Genomic DNA, 20,801 nt, shown 5'->3' on the forward strand with positions numbered 1-20,801 from the left:
GGATTAAACGTCGTTCGTCGATTTGTTGCCTGATTTCCCCCTATTCACAGCTGAACTCATCGTTCAGACGGCTTCAAAATCCGCTTTCGCGCATCAGCACCGCCAGCAGGTGAGTGGCGAAATCGCCCAGCACACTGCGTCGTTCACCTTCGATTTTCAGGTGGCCACGGGTTTCGCGCAGGCTCGGCAAGGGCGCGTCGAGCTGAATCAACACCTGGAACAGCGCGGCGCTCGGCACCAGTTCATGTTCCTGCGCGGTGGTGGGCACCGGGCCGCCAAAACGCGAGGACAGCATGCGGTGGGACAACTGGCTGGCGCGGGTGCTGCCGATCACCAGCACCCGGCCAGCGAGCGGCGTGGTCTGGCCGTCCGGATAGAAGCGCACGCGATCGCCGGTGACCAGGCGATGCACCTGGTCCTGGGCGACGTAGGCATCCACTTGCCAACTGCGCGGATCGATCAGGATGCCCAGGGCGTCCTGGCGGCCGATCCACTGGCCGGGTTTCCAGTCCGGATTGACGTCCAGCCACAGGCCGGCGAACGGGGTTTGCAGGTTGAGCCGGGCGATTTCCGAACGGGCGGCGCGGGCTTCCTCGAACTGCACGTTGAGGCGCTGGCGGGTCACCGCGTCTTCGGCAAGGCCGCCGGGGTCGGCCAGCAGCCCGGACAGGCGTGCCTGATAACTGCGGGCATTGGCTTCGCTGCTGTGCAGGCGCGAGGCGATGTCCGGCTCGTCGAGCACCACCAGCACCTCGCCGGCCTTGACCGGGCCTTCGCCGTGAATCGACTGTAAGCGCGCCGGGTAGGGCGCATAGACCCGCAGCTGATGTTCGGCGCGGGCCACGCCAACGGCGTCTATTTGTGTGCGCCAGGGCAACGCGAGGCCAAGCAGTATCAAGCCCAACACGCCATAAAACAGCACTTTGCGCAGACGTGGAATACCGGTGCGATTGGCCCACCAGTGGCCCAGTTCGCGCACCACCGGCATGGCGATGAACCAGGACAATTCAACCATGAACAGAATGATCCCCAGCAACTTGAAGAAGAACAGGTAGACCGCCAGGGCGATCCCCAGGAACAGCACCAGCCGGTACAGCCAGGTGACGATGGCGAAGGTCACCAGCAGCCGACGCTGGCCGGTGGGGAAGACCTCCGGCCAGTCTTCCTGCAAACCCAGCAAGTTACGCCGCAGGGTGACCCGGGCCAGCGCCGAAGCGCGTTCGTGCAGGTTGGGAAAATCCAGCAGGTCGGACAGGATGAAGTAACCGTCGAAGCGCATGAACGGGCTGGCGTTCAAGGCCAGGGACAGCAGCCAACTGGTGGTCGCCAGGTACAGCAGGGCGTTGCGCAGTGCTCCCGGATCGCACAGCGCCCAACCCAGGGTCGAGAGCCCGGCCAGGGACAACTCGGTGACGATCCCGGCCGAGGCGATGGCCAGGCGCTGGCGCGAACGACTGAGTTTCCAGCTCTCGCCGGTGTCGGTGTAGAGCATCGGCCACAACACCACAAAGGCGATGCCCATGTGCCCGACCCGCAACCCCAGGCGCGTCGCCACCAGCGCGTGTCCCAGTTCATGCAGGGTCTTGGCGACGATCAGCGCCAGGGCGAAACTGAACAGACCTTCAGTGGAGAACGACTCGACCACGGCGCTGGTAAAGCTGTCCCATTGCTGCAGGACCAGGATCACCCCCAGCACGCTCAGGCTCACCACGACCATGGCGGTCAGCGGATGGAACAGCCAGCGCAGGGCATGGGCCAGGTGTTGCAACGGTTGCTGCGGACGCAGCAGTGGAATGCGGAAAAACAGGTAGTGGTGCAGCCACCAGCGCCAGCTCAACCAACTGCCTTCCTCGCTTTTGGCCTGCAGGCGCGCCAACGCCGCGGGCCCGGCACGCAGCAACTGGTGTTGTTCGAGGAACTGGCGGAAGTCGAGGATCTGCTCCACATCCGGCTTCAGTGCAGTGCCTTCGGCGATCTGCTGGCTGATCTGCCTGGGCGACTGCCCCCAACGCAGCAGGCACTCGAACTCCAGCCAGCCGATGCGGTAGAAGCGGTTGATCACTGTGTCCTGGATCACCCACGCCGGCTCGCCGCTGCTGCCGTGGGCAGCTTCGCTCAGGCGCAGGTCCTCGCGCAAAGGGGGCAGGGGAATGTCGGCCGGGTCGAGCATTACCAGCCACTCCAGGCACGCAACGTTGCCAGCGGGCGACGCAGCAAGTAATACCCGAGCATCACCCGGCCGCCGTACAGTTTGGCGGTGCCGTGCAGGCCCAGGCGCGCATGTTCCGGCGCGCCGTCGATGCTCGCCAGCAGTCGATAGGCGACCACGCCTTCATCGCTGGGCCGCGCCTGGTAACTGGTTTCGAGGATCTGGCCCTTGAGCGGGGTCAGCGGGTACGCGGTGAGGAACAGCGTGACCTCGGCCCCGGGTTCCAGGGCGATGGCGTCGGCCACGGCCAGCTGGATCAACATGGCCGGCTGGCTCGGGTCGGCCACCTGCATGATCCGCTCACCCGTTACCACCGGTTTGCCCAGCCAGTCGTTGGGGTCGCTGAACACCGCGACACCGGCGCGCGGCGAGAGTACCCGGGTGCGCTTGAGTTGCGCCTGCACCGCGGCCAATTCGGCGCGACGCTGTTGCGCGCGACCTTCGAGTAAGGTCAGCTCGCTTTTGCTCTGGGGGTTGTCGAAGGCCCGCTGGCTGGCCGCCTGCAATTCGGCATCGGCCACTGCCACCTCCTTGCCGAGCACTTCGGCGCGGCTGCGCAGGGTGGTTTCGTCCAGGGAGAACAGCGGTGTACCGGCGTCGACCGATTGATTGGGGCGCACCTGAATGTGCTCGATCACGCCATCGATGGGCGAGCTGATGATCTGCGCCTGGCGCGACACGATCTCCGTCGGCGCCAGGGCCGTTTGCCGCACCGGCAGCAACAACAGGGCGCCGAGTACGAGCAGGCCCAGCAGTGTTTGCTTGCGATTGGGCCACCAGCGACCCAGGCGTCGCCGCCGGCTCAGCGCAGCCCAGCAATAGGCCCAGGTCTGTATCGGGCCGGTCAGCACCTGGCTCAGCCGCGCGGGCGGCTCCTGTTCGAGTAACAACAAGAGCAGGCCCAGGCGCTGTTGCTCGCGGTCCTGTATCGGCACGCACCACAGGCCCGCCGGCCACCATTCGTTCCAGCCTTCGGCGATGTCCGCTGGCGCTGTGGTGGTGTCCTGGGTCAGCCAGACCGGCTCGCCGCCCGGTACCTGAGTGGCGATCCAGCGACTGGCACGACCTAACCACACCAGATAGGGCGAGTCTTCGCTGGGACGCGACAGACCCGAGACGCACAGCAGTTCCAGCGACGATTCACGCTGGGCAAACACCAGTGCCTGGTGAAACGGCAGCAGCGGATACAGGTCGTTGGCCATGCTGAAGGCCAGGGCGTTCAGCGTGTCGGCGGCGATCGCCTTGTCACGCAGGGCGTCCAGCTCCAGCAGCAGGTGGGGGTGGGGCAGGGGCTCATTCATGGTCATGGCTGGGCCGTGTCTTGATTGAACCGCGCCGTGCCACTCATGCCGGCCATGAGGTCAGGAAATTTTTCGTCGAGACGGGCTTCCAGCTCGACTGTCTGGGCCACCGCATCGACCCGAGAATTGATCACCGTGACATGGGCCGGGTAAGTCTTCGCGGTTTCATGAATGCTCACTTGCAGCGGCATGCCCTTCTTCAGGGTTTTGAGCAGGTTCGAGGGCACGTTCAGGCGCACTTTCAACGCACCGTCGCTGACCAGATCGAACAGCGGCGTACCGGCGCTGACCGTTTGGTACGGCTTGACGTAGACCTTGGCCACCGTCCCGGAGAATGGTGCCAGCACCTGGCAATAGCCACTCTGGGCCACACCCATGGCGCGGGCGCCCTCGGCTTTTTGCACTTCGGTGTTGGCCATCGAGACTTCGATGTCGCCGACGGCATTGAGCTGGCGCAATTGCTTTTTCGCTTCCAGGTTCTGCTTGGCCATCGCCAGTTCCGCCACTGCGACTTTGCTGCGCGCCTCGGCCTCATTGCAGTTGAAGCGCGCCAGCACGGCGGACTTGGCTACGTGTTCGCCGAAGGTGGCTTTCAATTCGCCGAGCGTCCCGTTCATTTGGCTGGAGAGGGTGGTCTCCAGCTCGGCGGCGAGCAATACACGGATGGTCGAAGCGGTGTCCGGGGGCGGGTCCTCGGCCTGAGCCCCAAAGGTGGCAGTGGTCAACATGAGCAACATCCATTGCCAATTACGGACGGGTCTGGGCATTCGGCATTCCTTGCTGGGTGACGAGCAGTCGTTGCTGCTCCTGTTGGTTCAAGGTGTTCTGGATTTCCCGGGCCAGGGTCTTGATGTCGTGTTTGTCGATCTCGTTGGGCAGCACATCCAGCCCCACCGAGTTGTACAGCCGGCCCCAGGCCGCCTGGGCGCTGGAGAAGGCAGCTTCGCGCTGGTAACGCGAGAGCAGGTAGCGACCTTCGGCGCGGATCACCTCAAGTTCCGAACCGAGGGCGCCGGACTTGGCGGCCTGGGCGTAATCGAGCAGGCTGCGATCGACGCGCAGGCTCTCGTCGGTGAACTCTACCTCTTGACGCGCGAGTTGGTAGCGCAGGGTGCCGACCCGTACCTGGGTCAGGATAGCCATCGACAGCGCCACGCGCCGGGTGTCGTCGGTTTCGTTCTGGGATTTCTCCGCCGCGTTCAACGCCGGCAGTTGCAACAGGCGCAGCAGGTTCATCGAGACCTGCAGGCCGGTGCCCATCCAGTCGCTGTTGTAGAGGAACTTGTTGGAGTCGTACCGGTAGCCATAGTCGACGCTGACGTTCGGCCACAGCTGCGCCTTGGCGATGTCCAGGTCCTTCTGGTTCACACGTTTGCGATACCACTCTTCCATGATTTCCGGACGGTTTTCCATGGACAGTTGTTCGAGCTGCGCCATGCTTTGACGCACCTCAGGCAACGGCGGCTCGGTGGTGTCGGCCAGGACCATTTTCGAGCCCGGTGGCAACGACATCAGCGCCGCCAGTTCCGCCTGGGCGAATTCCAGGTCCTGGCGGCGCACGGTCAGCAGGTAGATCGAGTCGAGCAGGGCGCGTTGGTAGGCGAGGATTTCCTGGCGCGGCAGCAGGCCCCGGGTTTCCGCGTCACGGGCCGAGGTCAGGGCGGTGTGGGTGCGGATCAGCAGTTTGTCGACTTCCGGCATCAGGCGTTGGGCACCGAGCGCGCGCCAGTAGGCGTTGCGCACATCCTGCAGGACGTTCTGCGCGACTTTGCGCCGGCGTTCCTCGGCCATCAGGATCTGATCGGATTTCTGCTGGGTGCGGTAATAGGCCACGCCGAAATCCAGCAGGCTCCAACTCAGCCCCAGGCCGTAGAGTTCGCGATAGCGTTCTTCGGAGGTCGATGCGCGCAAACTGACTTGCCGGTCTTCAATGCCGATTGAGGTGCCGCCGGAGTCGTTGTTGCGTCCGGCATACCCCGCCGAGGCGACCAGGCGTGGCAGCATTTCGTGGCTCGACACGTCGCGCAGGTCCGAGGCCAGGGCGCTTTCCATGAGTTTGAGACGGTAGTCGAGGTTGTACTTGAGCGCTCGCGCGGCCGCCTCGTAGAAGGTGATGGGCGCAGTCACGGCTTCCTGGCCGGAATACATGCGCGATTGATCGGCGAGGATGCGCTGGCGGTTTTCCTCCTCGGTGGCGGGTTTGGGCTCCAGCGAAGAGCAAGCGCTGAGCAGCAGCGTCGAAACAAGGGCGGAACTCAATAGCCTGGTCGCGGTTCTTTGCATATTCAATCCTTTGCGTTTACCGGTTCTTATTCAGTTCGACGGATTTTCGGGTTCACGATTGGCCGGGTACAGCCGGTTGGCGGCATTGCGTAACTGGGCGCTGAAGCCCCGGGCCTGGCGCGGTTCGGCCGGTTTTTCAGCTTGCGCCGGGCCCTGGGTCATGTGCGCGCTGTCGATGGTGAACAGAGACGGATCGCTCAACAGGCCATCGGCGCTCAGGCTGGTGCGGCCCTGGCGTCCGAGAATCCACAGCAGGTCCAGGTCGCTTTCCAGGCGACTTTCACGCACGGCCTGGGCGACGAACTGGCCGGGCACGATGCCCAGTCCCGCGCCCAGCGAATCGCTGGTGAATTCGCCGACGCTGGCGAGGCGCAGGTTGGAACCCCCCGCGCCCCAGGTCGAGATTTCGAGCAGCCGGGCCTCGCGTTCCACCACCGGGGTGATGAAAATCGCAGGGGTCGGATCAGGCAGGCGCAAGTTGGCGTTGCGGTCGTTCGGATCGCGGTCGAAGAAGTTGCCCTGCGGCGCCGGGATGAACGGCGTGGCGATGTCCAGGGCGATCACCAGTTCGGCCTGGTCGGTGGCGCCGTTGATGTCGCTGACGGTGTAGGTGAAGACGTCCTGCAGCACCTGGCCCAGTCCGGCGGCGGCCAGCACCGCGGGGTTGCTCTGGTCGATGGTGTAGGTGTAGCTGCCGTCGGCGTTGAGGATCAACGTGCCATAGAGGCCAAGGATTGGCTGGCCGATCACACCGGCCGTGCCCGTGCCGGTTTCGCTGCCGGTGCGCACGGCGACCACTTGCAGGCCATCGTTGGCATCCACGTCGCTGTCGTTGGGCAAGACGTTGCCGGTGGCTTGCGGTGCCGGTACCTGATCGCTGGCGACGGCGCTGTCGTTCTGTGCCACCGGTGTATCGTTGGCGCCCTGGATCACGATGGTCAGGCGCGCATCCGAGGTCGCGCCAAAGGTGTCGCTCATGCGATAGGTGAAGGTTTCGCTGAGGGTATTGGTGGCGGTGCGCAGGGCCTGGACCTGCGCATTGTTGTTGTCGATCACATAGGTGTAGCTGCCATCGGCGTTGAGGGTCAGTTGCCCATAGAGGCCGACCAGCACTTGCCCTGCGTTGCTGCTCTGGCCGCTCTGGGTGCTGACGCTCAGTACCTGTTTGCTCTCGCCGTTGGCCACGCTGTCGACGTCGCTGTCGTTGGCCAGCACGTTGCCGGTGGCATTGCTGCCCGGCGTGCCGTTGTTGACACCGCCGGCTTCCACGGCGGTGCTGCCATCATCCTGGGCGATGGGCGTATCGTTGCGCCCGTCGACGGTGATTTGCAGTTCGGCGCTCGAAGAGGCACCAAAGACATCGGTCAGGGTGTAGGTAAACAGGTCGGTCAGGGTCTGGCCGCTGATCCGCAGGGCCTGGACCTCGGGCAGGTCGTTGTCGAGGTCATAGCGCCAGGTGCCATCGGGCAGCAGGGTCAACGTGCCGTATTGCCCACGCAAGGCCGTACCCACGACGCCCGGGGTGCCGGTTTCGTTCAGGCCGCCGGTGTGCAGGGCCGTGACGGTGAGGCTGTCGCCCTCGAGGTCGGTGTCATTGCCGATCACGTTGCCACCGGGGTTGACGCCGGCCTGTGCGTTGTTCAGGCCGCCGGCTTCCACCGCGGTGCTGGCATCGGTATTGGCGACCGGCACGTCATTGCGCCCACGGATGATGATGTGAATTTCCGCGAGGTCGCTTTGCCCGCCAAGGTCGGTGACGCGGTAGGTGAAGTGTTCATCGAGAAATTGCAGCGGCCCAAGGGACAGGATGGTCGGGTTGCTGGAATCGACGATGTAGGTGTAGTTGCCATCGGAGCCGATGATCAATTGGCCGAACTGGCCGTTGACCAGCGTGCCGTTGGTGTTGTCGGTGCCGGCATTCACCGCATCCAGCGCACCGCCCGCCGCCTCGGTGCCGAAGCGGATGCCGCTGACGTGCAGCACATCGCCCTGGTCGACATCGGTGTCGTTGGGCAGCACGTTGCGGGTTGGATTGACGCTGTTGCCCGCGCCGTTGTCGGCCACGGCGACCGCCACGTCATTGGTTGCCACCGGTGCATCCCAGGCCCCGTCGACGCGGATATTGAGTTGCGCGATGTCGGTGGCGCCGGCCGTATCGCGCATGCGGTAGGTGAAGGTTTCCACCAGCGAATCGCCGGGCTTGAGAGCCTGGACGGCGGCCAGGTTGTTGTTGACTACATAACTGTAGGTGCCATTGGCGGCGATGGTCAGGGTGCCGTAGAGGCCGTTGAGCGTCTGGCTGGTGGTGACCCCGGTGAAGGTGCCGCCGGCCACTTCGGTGCCGGTGCGAATGTCGGTGACGGTTTTGCTGTCATTGGCATCGACGTCGGTGTCGTTGGCCAGCACATTGCCGATGGGGTTGATCCCCGGCGTGGCGTTGGCGGTGCCGCCGGCTTCGACGGCCACGGTGCTGTTATCGAGCGCCAACGGGTTGTCGTTGGTACCACGAATGGTGATGGTCAGGGTTGCGGTGCTGGTGGCGCCCGCCAGGTCGCGAATCTGATAGGTGAAGGTTTCGGTCAACACATCGCCGTTGGTGCGCAAGGCCTGGACCTGCGGGTTGCTGTTGTCGAGCACATAGCTGTAATTGCCGTTGGCACCGAGGGTCAGGGTGCCAAAGGCGCCGATCAGCCCCGAGCCGATCACGCCGACGGACGTGCCCTGGCGCACATCGACGACGCTCAGGGTTTCGCCATTGCCGTCGACATCACTGTCATTGGCCAGCACGTTGCCGCTGGGATTGATCCCCGGGATGGCGTTGTTCAGGCCACCGGCTTCGATGGCGGTGTTGGCATCGTTCTGCGCCACTGGCGTGTCGTTGGCGCCCTCGATGGTGATGGTCAGGGTCGCGGTGTCCTGGGCGCCGCTGGCGTCGATCACGTTGTAGTTGAAGCTGTCGGCGAGGGTGTTGCCGGCACGCAAGGCCTGGACCGCCGCCATGCTGTTGTCCAGGCGGTAGCTGTAGCTGCCGTCGGCATTGAGCGTGAGCCAGCCGTAAGTGCCGCGCAGTTCAGTGCCGAGGGTTCCGGCGGTGCCCGCCGAGTTCTCGATACCGGTGCGCACGGAGGCCACCGCGCGGGTCTCGCCGTTGGCCACGCTGTCGACGTCGCTGTCGTTGGTCAGCACATTGCCGATCGGGTCGCGGCCGGGCAGGTTGTTGTTGACGCCGCCGGCTTCGATGGCCGTTGTCGTGATATCGGGGATGGTGCCGTCATCGCTGGCCACCGGATTATCGTTCTGGCCGCGGATCAGCACGATGATTTCGGCGGTGTCGGTTTCCGGGTTCGGGTTCACGCCGTCGCTGATGGTGTAGGTGAAGCGCTCAAGCAGCAGGTCGGTATTGCGGCGCAGCGCCTGGACGTCCGGGTTGTTGTTATTGACGGCATAGCTGTAGCTGCCGTCGGGATTGATGGTCAGGGAGCCGTACAAACCGACGACCACCGTGCCGCCCGCAACCACCGGCACGGGTGTCGGCACGGGTGTTCCAGACGTGTTCTCGGCACCGGCCCGGATGAAAGTGACGGTCAAGGGGTCGCCATCGGGATCGAACGCCACGGCGGTCACATCACCGCTTGGGTCGACACCTGGCGTGGTGTTGTTGACGCCGCCCTGTTCGGTGGCGATGGCAATGACGTTCTGCGCCACGGGCGGGTCGTTGACGCCGTGCACGGTGATCACCAGTTGCGCGGTATCGGTCAACCCGGCGGTATCGACCACGCGATAGGTGAAGACATCTTTCAGCACCTGCCCGGGGGGCAGGGCCTGCACCGCGGCGTTGGTGCTGTCGACATCGTAGAAAAACGAGCCATCGGCGCCGATGCGCAAGGTGCCGTACAAACCCACGATCACCGAGCCATTGGCCTGGGTGCTGCCGGCGGTGACACCGGTGAGCACGTCATTGAGCGGGTCGTAGTCGTTCTCGCTTTTGTTGATCACGCCGTTGACCTGCAACTGTTCGCTGGGCCGGTCAGCCGCATCGACGTCCTGGTCGATGCCGTTGTCGACGGCAACCGGACGGCTGGGGAACAGGATGACGTTGCCGGTCGGGTTGCTCTCGGCGGCGTTGCCGTTGGTGGAAGCCGCCTGGGCATCGGCGGCATCGTCGCTGGCCACCGGGTTGTCGTTGGCGCCCTGGACGACGATGCGCAATTGCGCGACATCATTGAGACCGCCGGCGTCGGTGACCCTGTAACTGAAGAACTCGATCAATTGATCGCCGGCACTCAGGCGTTGCACCGTAACGTTGTTGTTGTCGAGCACGTAGCGATAACTGCCATCGGGGTTGATGGTCAGCGTGCCGTACAGACCGGCGACCGCGGTAGGGCCGGTGACCGGCGTGATCGTGCCGGAGCCTGCTTCCGGCACTGGCCGAACGGCGGTGACGGTTTTGGTTTCGCCGTTGGCCACGCTGTCGACGTCGGTGTCGTTGGTCAGCACGTTGCCCACGGCATCGCTGCCTGGCGTGCCATTGCCCACGCCTCCGGCCTCGATCGCGATGCCGTTGTCGTCGATGCCGACCGGGGTGTCGTTGGCGCCCTGAATGGTCACGGTCAGCCTGGCGGTGTCGGTGGCGCCGGCCAGGTCGGAAAGCACGTAGTCGAAACTGTCGGTAAGGGTCTGGCCCGACAGGCGCAAGGCTTGCACCAGCGGATTGCTGTTGTCGACGATGTATTGGTAGGCGCCGTTGCTGCCGACGAGCAACTGACCGTATTGGCCGTTGATCGCCAGCACACCGACGATCGGTGTTTGTACCCCGGAACCATTGACCGAGGCCACGGACAACACATGCAGTTGATCGGCATTGGTGGCGATGTCCACGTCGGTGTCGTTGGTCAGCAACTGGCCGGTGGGATCGACGCCGATCACGTTGTTGTTGGTGCCGCCGGCTTCCACGGCGGTGGCGCTGTCATTGACGCCGATCGGTGGGTCGTTGACCGGGGCCAGGATGATTTGCAGGGTATCGGTGTCGGTCAGTGCATCGCCAGGAGTGCCCGGTGTGCCCGGCGTGCCATCGTTATTGGCATCGCCGAAATTGCCCTGGTCATTGCTGACCACGGTCAGGGTGTCGGTGCCATTGAAGTTGGCGTTGCCCAGGTAGCGCAGGCTGGCCAGCACCGAATTGACGTCGGCCAGGGTGCCGCTGAGGGTAAGGTTGCCCGAGTTGGCGCCGGTGACGGTCACCCCCGGCAGCGATGTGCCCAGGGACAAGGCGCCGTGGAGCACGCTCAGGGTCACGCTGATGTTGCGATCGGCGACGTTCGGATCACGATCCACGTCGATATCCGCCACGCTGATGCCACCGATGTTCAGCAGGACATCCTCCAGCCCTTGCTGGTCGCCGGGCAGGGTGTTGACCGGCGCATCGTTCTGCTCGACATAACCGGCGTTCGCTGCCTGGGTATCGGCATCGCCCAGGGTGATGGTGATCTGCCCGAGGGTGGCGCCATCGCTGTCGATGCGCACGCGCAGATCGCCCACCGGTTGCGGATAACTGACCAGCCCCTGAGGGGCGTCGATACGGAATACACCCAGTGGCAGCACGCCGAAACGGTACTGGCCGTTGGCGTCAGTCACGGTGCTGAAGACCAGGTTGTCGGCGGTGGTGCCGAGTTGCCCGTCGGCCCCGGCCCAGGTCAGGGTCACGGTCTGCCCGGCGAGGCCCGGGCCATCCGGGACGGTGCTGCCGTCGGCCGAGGCCGTGTCATTCCACAAGGTCCCGGTGATCACTCCGAGCCCTGCGTTGTCACGCAGGATGTACTGGTTCGGACCGACCGTGCTGCCGGTGCGCTCGCCATCGAGGGCGCCGTCGGTGCCGACGCTGTTGCCGCCCCAACTGGTGAAGTCTTCCGGCAGGCTGCTCCAGGTCAGCGTGGCGTTGCTGCTGGCGATCACCGAGGCGTTGGGCAGGGTGACCTGGTAGCGCACCTGGACCTGGACGCCGACATCCAGTTGCTCGAAATTGACGCTCATGCCACCGGTTGTGCTGAAGGTGACGCCGGCGGGCAAATTACCCGGGCCGAAGGTGGTGCCGTTGATGGTGACGCTGACCAGGGTGTAGTTGCTGCCGCTGGCGAAGCTGTCGCTGACCTGGGCGTCGAACGCCGGCAGGCCACCGTTCTGGGTGAAGCTAAGTTGCACCGTGGCCGTCCCCGTGGTGCCGGTCGGGTTGGGGTCGAAGCCCACCACCTGTTTGTCCAGGCCATTGAAGCTCGGTTCGACGATGCGCTCCAAAAGTGTATTGCTGGCCGCGCGTCCCGCGCCGTTGACGATCTCCAGGGCGCTCGCGCCCAACTGGGCGCCGGCGACGTTGCTCGCCTGGTTGGTGACGCGCACGTTGAATTCCAGCACCACGCCTTCGAGGTCGGCGTCCGTACCGCCGCCGTTGACCACATTGCCGAGGTTGAAGGTGATCGTCTGGCTGCCGTCGGGGTTGGTGATGACGGTCAGGCGACTGGGGTCGAACACGCCGGTGGGGCTTAAGCCCAGCAGGTCGGGGGTGATCGGCAAGGCTTGCGGGCTGTTCTCGTTGCCGCTGATGTTCAGGGTGCCGCCGACGATCAGGTTGACATCGCTGGTCAGGCCGCCATCGGCAATGAAACCGATGCGCAGGGCGTTGACCAAGGCATCCGGGGAGATGAATTGCAAGCCGTTGGCCAGGGTGATCTGCACCTGGTAATTGGGGTTGTTGCCTTCCGGCACCAGCACCACCACGCGGTAACGGATCACTTCGCCGATGGTGACCGCTTCCACCGGCGCCGTGGTCGGTGCCGGCGCGGCGGTGTCGGGCAGCCCACCGACCCGGGAAATCTGGATCGCCTGGGCCACCGGCACGATCAGGGTCGATGCGTTGCGATAGTCGTTGAGCGTGCCGCCATTGAGCAACCCGTCGACGCCGGTCCGTTCGCCGCCCTGGGTGCCGTCGAGGCTTGTCCATTGCACGGTCGCCAGGTTGGCGAAGTTCGACTGGGACGCCGCCGTGGCGTTCACCACGCCCGACAGGCTCAGGACGATGCTGCCACCCTTGGCGATGTCGATGTTGGCGCCGTTGGCGGTGCGCAACTGGCCGTTGACGATTTCAAAATCGATCCCGCCGTTGTTGGTCGCGCCGTTCTGGTACAGCACGCCGGTGAGGGTGATGTTGCTCAGTTGAGTGGGCAGGTTGTCGAGGAAACTGATGTCGAAGGCGTTGAAGTCGCTACCGCCGGCGCCATTGCTCAGGGTGATGGTGAAGGTCACCGTATCGCCCTGGTCGTAACCGCCCAGGCCCGAGGTCGAGGTCAAGACTTGCGTGACCGTCAGGGTCGGCTCGCGCACGGTGACGGTGGGTTGGCCACCGGTGAGGGCGACGGTGCGGTCCACCGCCACGTTGCCGTTGGGGGTGTCGCTGTCCGGATCGCTGAACAGCAGTTGCGCGCTGTTCTGCAGGGCCTTGTTAGCCTGGTTGGTGAGCACGTTGTTGGCCACCAGCTGCAGGCGAATCACGAAGCTGTTGTTACCGGTCTGGTTGTCGGCGGTGGCGCCGGACACACTGAAGGTCCAGCGCGCATCGACGCCATCGCCGCCCAGGGTTCCGCCCTGGCCGGCAAACCCACTGACCAAGATGCTGCCGGCAAAGTCGACGCCCAGTGCGCCACTGCCGGTGCGGGTGGTGATGATCTGGTATCCCAGGCCGCCGTTGAAGGTGGTGTCCAGGCGCATCCCTGGCGGGATCAGGTCTTCGATGCGCAGGGTTTGCGTGCTGCCTTCGGGGAGGGTGACGACGATGTCGTAGCGCATGCTTTCGCCGATCACCAGGTCGCTGCCGGTGGTGTGGCTGGCGCTGGAGTCGCCGTTGTCCAGGGTACCGTCGGCGAACACTTTGCTGATCACCGGCGCCGCCACCTGCTGGCCGGCCAGGTCGGTGAGGTCGGTGGGGGTGAAATCGCTGCCGCCTTCGACGCTGGCGTAGTTACTCAGGGTCGCGGTGCTTTGCAGGCTGCGGCTGGCTTCGATGGTGGAACTGACGACCACGTCGTAGCTGATCACCACCACATTGGCGCCGCTGGTGTCGGCGGCGGTGCCGTTGCGACCGGCGAGCAGGGTGGCCTGGCCACCGGCATCGAGGAAGGTGATCTGGTTGCCGGTGACGCTGTAGTCGACGCCGAGCACCAGCGCGGTGCCGTCGCCGCGGAAAATCTGCAGGTTGGCGGCGGCCAGGCTGCCGCCGACGAAACTGAGGCCCGCGGGCAGGGCAATGCTGGTATTGACGTCGAACGCGCCGCCACCGCCGGTGTTTTCGATGGCCGTGACCATGCGCAGGGTGTCGCCGCCATCGATGCCGGTAATGTTGCCATCCACCGCCGCCAGGTCGGTCACGCTGCCATTGAACGGCACACCGGTAGTGCCCGGTGGGTTCCAGCTGCCGGTGGTGTTGCTGACCGTGCCGTTGGTGCCCGACACCACGCCGTGCTTGATCGCCAGCACCGGCTCGGCGATCGACACGATGGCCACCACATCCGAGGAGATCAGGGTGCGGTCGGTGAGGGTGGTTTGCTGGCTCGATTGCGCCAGCACATCCAGCGAGCGCTGATCGGCGAACGGCTGGTCGCCGACCCGGATAGTGAAGCGCACGACGATGCGACTGCCGGTGGTGTCGGCGGTGACGAAGCTGCCGAAGTCGAAGGTGATCGAGTTGCCGGCGCCGCTGGTGACGGTGAGCACGCCACCGACATTGGTGTTGCCGGGGCCGATTTGCCATTGGCCCGGATCGTCGCCGACGACCCAGGCCACACCGTTCACATCGAACAACGGCAGCGGCAGGTATGCAGTGAGCTTGAACTGCTCGTAGTCGCCGGTCACCAGGTCGTAGGTCAGTTCGAAGGTGACTTCATCACCGGGTCGCAACTCGCCGCTGGCCGGTGGTGTGCCGTCGTTGACCTCGACGATCTTGATGTCCACGGTGTTGGTCGGGATCACGCTGGTGGTCGTCGAACCGTCGGTTTCGCTTTGCCCGGTCAGGTTGAAAATGTCTTGCAGCAGCGTGCCGTCGACTTCGGCCGTGTTGCCCAGTTCGTCGCCTTCGTTGATTTCACTGTGGGGTGCACCCGATGGCGGCCTGTAGGTTTGCCCAACGATGGCCGAATAGCTGAGCACCGCCAGCACTGCGCCTTCCAGGCGATCGTCAAAGGCCAGGTCGCCATTGAGCCAGCCACGAATATTGGAGAAGGCATCGCGCAGCGATTTGGCGATGTCGAAGACCAGCGAGGTGGTGCCGTCGGGGTTAGGCGCCACCGACGTCGCCAAGGCAATGGTTTGCGGCACGCCAGCGAGGGTGACGGTCAGCGTGGGTGTACCGCTGAGGGCTTGCCCGTCGCTGAGCTGATCGCGAATGATCAGTTGGCCTTCGTTGAAGAAATCCTTGCCGAAGGCGAAGTAATCGGAGATCGCCAGGTTCAGGGTGTATTGCAGCGTGTCGCCGGGGGTGATGCCGGTCTGGCCGACGTCGGTCTGCAAGGTCACCTGTTTGAGCAGGGTAATGGACTTGGCGACAAAATCGGTGGTCTGGCCGGTACCGGAAAAATCGATGGTGGTATTGGGCGCGGTAACATCACGCGGGTCCAGTGGCGTCCATTGACCGCTGGCCGTTGGCGCGCCGAGGGTGATGGTCACGTCATCGCCGGTGACCGGGTTGATGATCGCCTGGCCATTGGCGTCGACTTCCGGCACGTAGAACGCCACCTGGGTATTGGTCGCGGCGGTCAGGCTGTCGTATTCGACGGTAAAGGAATTGATGAACACGGCGTCGGACGCAATCAGCGTGGCGATGGCGGTCGGGTCGGTGACCACGGTGCCGTCATGCAGGGTGATCGAGGTCAGGCGCCCGCCGGCACCGGGGGTGATGGCCGTGACCTGGATGTTGTCCGGCAGCGGCTGGGTGACGATGACATGGTTCAGCGTCTGGCCCGGTGCGGGGGTTACGGTCACCGTCAGGGTGCGGCTGTAGTTCGGCCCGGTGGCGGTTTCGCCCTCGGGTGTGGTGAGGGTTTCGTCGAAGGTGATGACGGTCGGGTGCACGACAAAGGGCAGCGTGCCGGCCTGAATCAGGGCCGGGTCGTCGAAGGGGTTGTCCAGTGCATCGTTACCGAACTGGAAGCCGCCGCTGGCGCGAATCGTCAGGTCCGGGCTGCCATTGGAAAAGTTGGTGTCGGCCAGATTGCTCAGGCTGGCGCTGACCTGGACCGAGATCACCGGTTGGTCGGTGGAGACGCTGGCGAAGGGCAGCTCGATGACCACCAGCTGATCGCCCGGCTGCATGCCAAATGCGGCGGCGTTTATGGTCAGGAAGTTGCCGCTGGCGTCCTTTGCAATGGGGTGAGTGGCGTTGCCTGCCGCGTCGAACACCACCAGGTGGGTGACCAGGTTTTGCCCCAGGTAGCTGGCGGAAATGAAGCTCACGCCATCGTCGCCGTCCTTGCCGCTGGTGGGCATGAACAGGGTCAGGAACGGCGCATAACCTTCCTGGCCTGAATTGTTGCTGAAGTCGACGGTGAAATTGAAACGGTCGCCCAGCAGGACGTCGGCGCCGCCGGCGGGCAGGGTCACGGTGGGCGCGGCATCGGCCAGCAAGCCTTCGAAGCTGGCGATGGCGGTGCTGCTGAGGGCAATGAGCTTGTCGATGTCACCGACTCTGGTTTCCAGGGTCCAGTCGCCGCCCGCGGCGCTGTTGCCGGTGTCGTTGTTCGAGGCGGCCACGTCGGCGCTGGTCCAGCGTGCCAGCTCGGTGACCAGGGTTTTACCCGCCGCCCCGGCGCCGATGTCACAGCCGTAGAGCTGGATGTCGGCGCCCTGGGTCAGGTTGTTGCGCCATTGTTCGAGGGTCTGGCCGAGCTGGTCGACGTTGTCGGAAGTGATCGTCCGGTTGCCCAGGGTGAATTGCCCGGCAGCGCCGTGGGACAGCACCTGGATCGAGTCGACCTTGCCCAATTGAGCCAGTGCCGCGGAGATCGCTGCCAGGCCATCCTGGCCGACGTTGACCACGATAGCCGTGACATTGGCGGGCAGTTGCGCCAATAGCTGCTCGCGGTTTTCGATGCGGCTGTCGAGCACCAGCAGGGTGCGTGCAGCGGAAGGCGCCTGCTCCGTGGCGGGCCGGCCTTCGGTCGGGGTAGCGGGTGTGGCAGCGGGGTCGGTGGCCGGGTGTGCGGTTTCCGCCGGATCACTGTGATGCTGATCGGCCGCGGCCGAAGCCGCGGCACCGTCGAATAGAATCCTTGGCTCCAGGGCCAGTGCCTGACGTTGCGGGCGCAAGTGAAGGCCGGAAAAAAGACGCGGTGTTACTGACATAGTGGAAATCCTCAACCTGCGTTGAACCAATCCCTTGTACAAAAAGCCCACTATTGGACACGATTAGCGTAGATCCATATTTTGAGTAATCCAGCCTGAAAGCAGCTATTTAAGGGGCTTTCAGACTTTCGGCGACAAAGCCACTTGCCATCATTGAGCCGGTTTTGCCGGGTTTGAGGCGGATTTTTGCTCTACAAGCTTGTACGCCACGTAGTACTTGTAGATGTTGCCGACGTAATCCACGGTCTCCCGGCCCACCACTTGCGCCGCCGCCTGTTCAACATTACCAAACCAGACGTTTTTGTCCAGATTGGACTTTTCTGCCAGTGCGCGGAACTTGCGCAGGTTGCCTGGCCCGGCGTTATAGGCGGCGAAGGTCATCAGGGTTTTGTTCATCTGGTTCAGTTGCGGGTCGTTCAGGTACTTGTCGGCGAGCAGGCGCATGTACTTGCTGCCGGCCTCGATGTTTTTGTCGGCGCTCTTGTCGATGCCGCCAATGCCCACGGAGGGATCCTTGGCGGTTGTCGGTAGCAGTTGCATCACACCCACCGCGCCTCTGGGGCTGCGGGCTTGCTGGTTGAGTTGCGACTCCTGGAAACCCTGGGCCATGAGCATCAGGTGATCGAAGTCATAGGTGCTGGCGTGGCGGTTGAAGATCTCGACCATGTCCTGGAATTTCTTCATCTCCTCTTCCGATGTGGCATTGAGCACGCGCTTGCTGCTGTTGGTGACGTACTTGGTGCGCAGGCTGTTGCCGAACGTAGTGCCGACCTTGTGGGTCTTGACGAAACCGGCGAGCTGTTCTTTCAGCTGCGGGCTGTTCTTGCGGATCGCCCAGGCAAATTCGGAGTTGTCATGCACGACAATGTCTTCATGAATCTGCATGTCGGTGTACAGCGGCGCCCAGATTTTCGCGATGTAGCGATCCACCACCGTGGCTTTCAGCAAGCCGGCATTGACCATTTGCAGCAGGTCTTCGGACTCTAGGTTTTCATCGGCGGCTTTCAGGTCGATGGGCGCCAGGCCTTGCTCCTTGAATGAGGCGCTCAATGCCTGCAGGTGCTCGTAATAGCTGCTGGACTCGCGCACGGTGATTTCCAGGCCGGACAGGTCTTCCAGTTTTGTCAGGGGCTTGCTGCCTGGGGCGGTGACTAGGATCTCCGGGATGTTCACCGCGAACGGATCGGCGAAATCCACGTCCTTGAGACGGGCCTCAGTCACGGTGAGCCCGCCAGCAGCAATGTCGCCAACGCCCTGCATCAGCTTGGGCATCAACTCGTTGCGCGGGGTGGGGATGAACATCACCCGCCATTGCATGGATTTTTTTCCGTAGGGCTGTGTCTTGTTCAGCCAGGCTTCCAGCCCCTTGCCAAGTTCATAGCTGAGGCCGCGTTGGCGTCCGCGATCGAGTTCGAAAAAAGTTTTGCTGTAGGGCACCAGCACCCGGATCAACCGGCGCTCGCGCATGCCCTCGAAATCGCCGACCCAGTCCGGCAGAACAGGCAACACCAGTTTCTGCACTTCGGCTTCTTCAGCGGGTGTCAGTTCGACGGCAGGCAGTTCGGGTTGGGGTTGTGCCAAGGCTGCATTGAGCCAGCACAGCATGAGCAGAAGGGCTAATTTTTGACAGTGACGCCATACGTTGCTCATGTTCACTCACCGACAGGGCAGGGAGATCGGGGTTAGATGTCAGTATGGCTAAAGGTTGGATTTTCACCGCGTCGAAGTATGGTCAATCGTAGACTGCGTCTCATTTGCCTGGATCATCGCCGTTCCGTTGCTGAGCAGGTCATGAACGCCTCTTTTATCAGTCCATCGCTCTAATCCGGGGCTTGCGCCATCACTGTCGCAAAACTGTCATGTTTCGGTCATACAATTGACACGGCTTCTTACACTTTCCTTCAGTTGGCCTTTGGCCTTTTTCATGGATGAGCAAGTCCCATGCGTCGTGTCGTATTCAATCAGAAAGGCGGTGTTGGAAAATCCAGCATTGCCTGCAACCTCGCCGCCGTGAGTGCTGCCGAAGGCTACCGCACGCTGCTGGTTGATCTCGATCCCCAGGCCAATTCGACTCACTACCTCACCGGCTTGATGAATGAGGACATTCCTGCGGGCATCGCCGATTTTTTCAAACAGACCTTGTCTGGCGGTTTCGAGGGCAGGAAGCATCGTGTGAACATCACCAGTACGCCGTACGCCAATCTCGACCTGGTGACTGCCAGCCCTGAGCTGTCAGACCTGCAGTCAAAACTCGAGAGCAAGTACAAGGTCAACAAACTGCGCAAGCTGTTGGTGGAACTGTCCGAGGACTATGAGCGCATCTATATCGACACACCGCCGTCCCTGAATTTCTACACCTTCAGCGCCTTGGTGGCGGCGGACAGATTGTTGATTCCGTTCGATTGCGACCAGTTTTCTCGCCAGGCGCTGTATCGCGTCATCGCGCAGGTTGAAGAGTTGCGGCTTGATCACAATGAGTCACTGACCGTGGAAGGGGTGGTGGTCAATCAGTTCTCCGGGTACACCGGTTTGCACCAGCATCTGGTGGATGAGCTGTTGGCCGAAGGGCTACCTCTGCTACCGGTTTACCTGAGCAGCTCCGTCAAGATGCGCGAGTCTCATGAAGTGTCGGTTCCGCTTGTTCATCTGGCTCCTCGGCATAAGCTTTCGCGGGAGTTTGCCAATTTGCTGGATGCTTTGGAGCGAGCGGCTTAGGTGAGTTCTTCGTGTATATCCATTCGGCCACCTAGGGGTTCGCGCTTACTGTAGGAGCCCGGCTTGCCGGCGAAGGCGTCATGACAGACGATGATTGTCTTTCAGGTGTACATATCCATTCCTGCGGTAACGGCCACCTAGGGTTTCGCCCTTACGGCGAGTCACTTGGAAAAACGGAACGCCGCCCGGCCCTAAGTAACCAAGGGCTCTTGCCCCTGGCGTTCGGTGCCTCGCTAATGCTCGGCATGCCCTCGCTCCGGTCCTGCTCCGTGGGCCCGCCGCGATGGGCCATCCATGGCCCAGCGCGGCTAAACCGGCATCCATGCCGGTTTACCCACTGCGCAGAACCTCCACTCGGCCTCTCGAGGGGGCAAGAAAATCAAAAGCCAGATCAAGATCAAACACGAAAGCGAGGCGGCCTTAAAGCCGACCTGATCGGGAGCCGTACGCATTCCCTCTGTAGGAGCCAGGCTTGCCGGCGAACCAGGCGCTGCGGTGTGTCTGTTGTACCGCGTTATCGTTCTTCGCCGGCAAGCCTGGCTCCTACGGGGGGGGGGTACACCAGCAAAATCAGGTCGGCTTTAAGGCCGCCTCGCTTTTGTTTTTGATCTGGGTGCCCCGTTAACCACGATGGCCGAACGCAGGTATTGCGCAGTGGGTAAACCGGCAGGACGCCGGTTTAGCCGCGCTGGGCCATGGATGGCCCAGCGCGGCGACCCACGGAGCAATGCCGGAGTGAGGGCATGCCGAGCCCTAGCGAGGCACCGAGTGGTGGGGCAAAGCCTTTTGCTTACTTTTTGCTGGGCCGGCACTCCGGCGTTTGAAAAAGTGAGTCGCCGTAAGGGCGAAACCATAAGTCGCCGTTACCGCAGCAACGGATATGTACACCGAAAAAAGGGTCAGGTGCGCCT

General features: G+C 63.3%; 7 protein-coding genes. 1 reads left to right on the top strand and 6 read right to left on the bottom strand.

What is annotated here, in order from left to right; all coding sequences use genetic code 11:
* Window positions 1-73: 73 nt before the first annotated feature.
* From HFK74_RS23905 to HFK74_RS23930, 6 genes are all read right to left on the bottom strand, one after another.
* Window positions 74-2,170, bottom strand: a complete 2,097-nt coding sequence (locus HFK74_RS23905; protein ID WP_180205624.1) for an HlyD family efflux transporter periplasmic adaptor subunit — start codon at window positions 2,168-2,170, stop codon at window positions 74-76.
* Window positions 2,170-3,516: an efflux RND transporter periplasmic adaptor subunit gene (locus HFK74_RS23910; protein ID WP_180205625.1), complete on the bottom strand. Its 1,347-nt coding sequence runs from the start codon at window positions 3,514-3,516 to the stop codon at window positions 2,170-2,172. The genes HFK74_RS23905 and HFK74_RS23910 overlap by 1 nt, the downstream gene beginning before the upstream one ends.
* Window positions 3,513-4,277: an efflux RND transporter periplasmic adaptor subunit gene (locus HFK74_RS23915; protein WP_180205626.1), complete on the bottom strand. Its 765-nt coding sequence runs from the start codon at window positions 4,275-4,277 to the stop codon at window positions 3,513-3,515. Before HFK74_RS23915 ends, HFK74_RS23910 begins: the two co-directional genes overlap by 4 nt.
* Window positions 4,258-5,793: a TolC family protein gene (locus tag HFK74_RS23920; RefSeq protein ID WP_180205627.1), complete on the bottom strand. Its 1,536-nt coding sequence runs from the start codon at window positions 5,791-5,793 to the stop codon at window positions 4,258-4,260. The genes HFK74_RS23915 and HFK74_RS23920 overlap by 20 nt, the downstream gene beginning before the upstream one ends.
* A 30-nt stretch (window positions 5,794-5,823) precedes the next feature.
* Window positions 5,824-17,175 carry a VCBS domain-containing protein gene (locus HFK74_RS23925; RefSeq protein ID WP_180205628.1) on the bottom strand — a complete coding sequence of 3,784 codons (11,352 nt, stop codon included), beginning with the start codon at window positions 17,173-17,175 and terminating at the stop codon, window positions 5,824-5,826.
* Between the two features lie 150 nt (window positions 17,176-17,325).
* Window positions 17,326-18,825, bottom strand: coding sequence for a lytic transglycosylase F (locus tag HFK74_RS23930; protein WP_180205629.1), 1,500 nt, complete (start codon window positions 18,823-18,825; stop codon window positions 17,326-17,328).
* A 291-nt stretch (window positions 18,826-19,116) separates the two neighbouring features.
* Between HFK74_RS23930 and HFK74_RS23935 the strand changes: the two genes are divergently transcribed.
* Window positions 19,117-19,890, top strand: a complete 774-nt coding sequence (locus HFK74_RS23935; protein ID WP_180205630.1) for a ParA family protein — start codon at window positions 19,117-19,119, stop codon at window positions 19,888-19,890.
* Window positions 19,891-20,801 lie beyond the last annotated feature (911 nt).

The sequence above is a fragment of the Pseudomonas sp. SbOxS1 genome, from assembly GCF_013416725.1.
Taxonomy (GTDB): domain Bacteria; phylum Pseudomonadota; class Gammaproteobacteria; order Pseudomonadales; family Pseudomonadaceae; genus Aquipseudomonas.

Coding starts and splice junctions, on each gene's coding strand:
- HFK74_RS23905 (WP_180205624.1), bottom strand. CDS start 2,170: ATGCTCGACCCGGCCGACATTCCCCTGCCCCCTTTGCGCGAGGACCTG.
- HFK74_RS23910 (WP_180205625.1), bottom strand. CDS start 3,516: ATGACCATGAATGAGCCCCTGCCCCACCCCCACCTGCTGCTGGAGCTG.
- HFK74_RS23915 (WP_180205626.1), bottom strand. CDS start 4,277: ATGCCCAGACCCGTCCGTAATTGGCAATGGATGTTGCTCATGTTGACC.
- HFK74_RS23920 (WP_180205627.1), bottom strand. CDS start 5,793: ATGCAAAGAACCGCGACCAGGCTATTGAGTTCCGCCCTTGTTTCGACG.
- HFK74_RS23925 (WP_180205628.1), bottom strand. CDS start 17,175: ATGTCAGTAACACCGCGTCTTTTTTCCGGCCTTCACTTGCGCCCGCAA.
- HFK74_RS23930 (WP_180205629.1), bottom strand. CDS start 18,825: ATGAGCAACGTATGGCGTCACTGTCAAAAATTAGCCCTTCTGCTCATG.
- HFK74_RS23935 (WP_180205630.1), top strand. CDS start 19,117: ATGCGTCGTGTCGTATTCAATCAGAAAGGCGGTGTTGGAAAATCCAGC.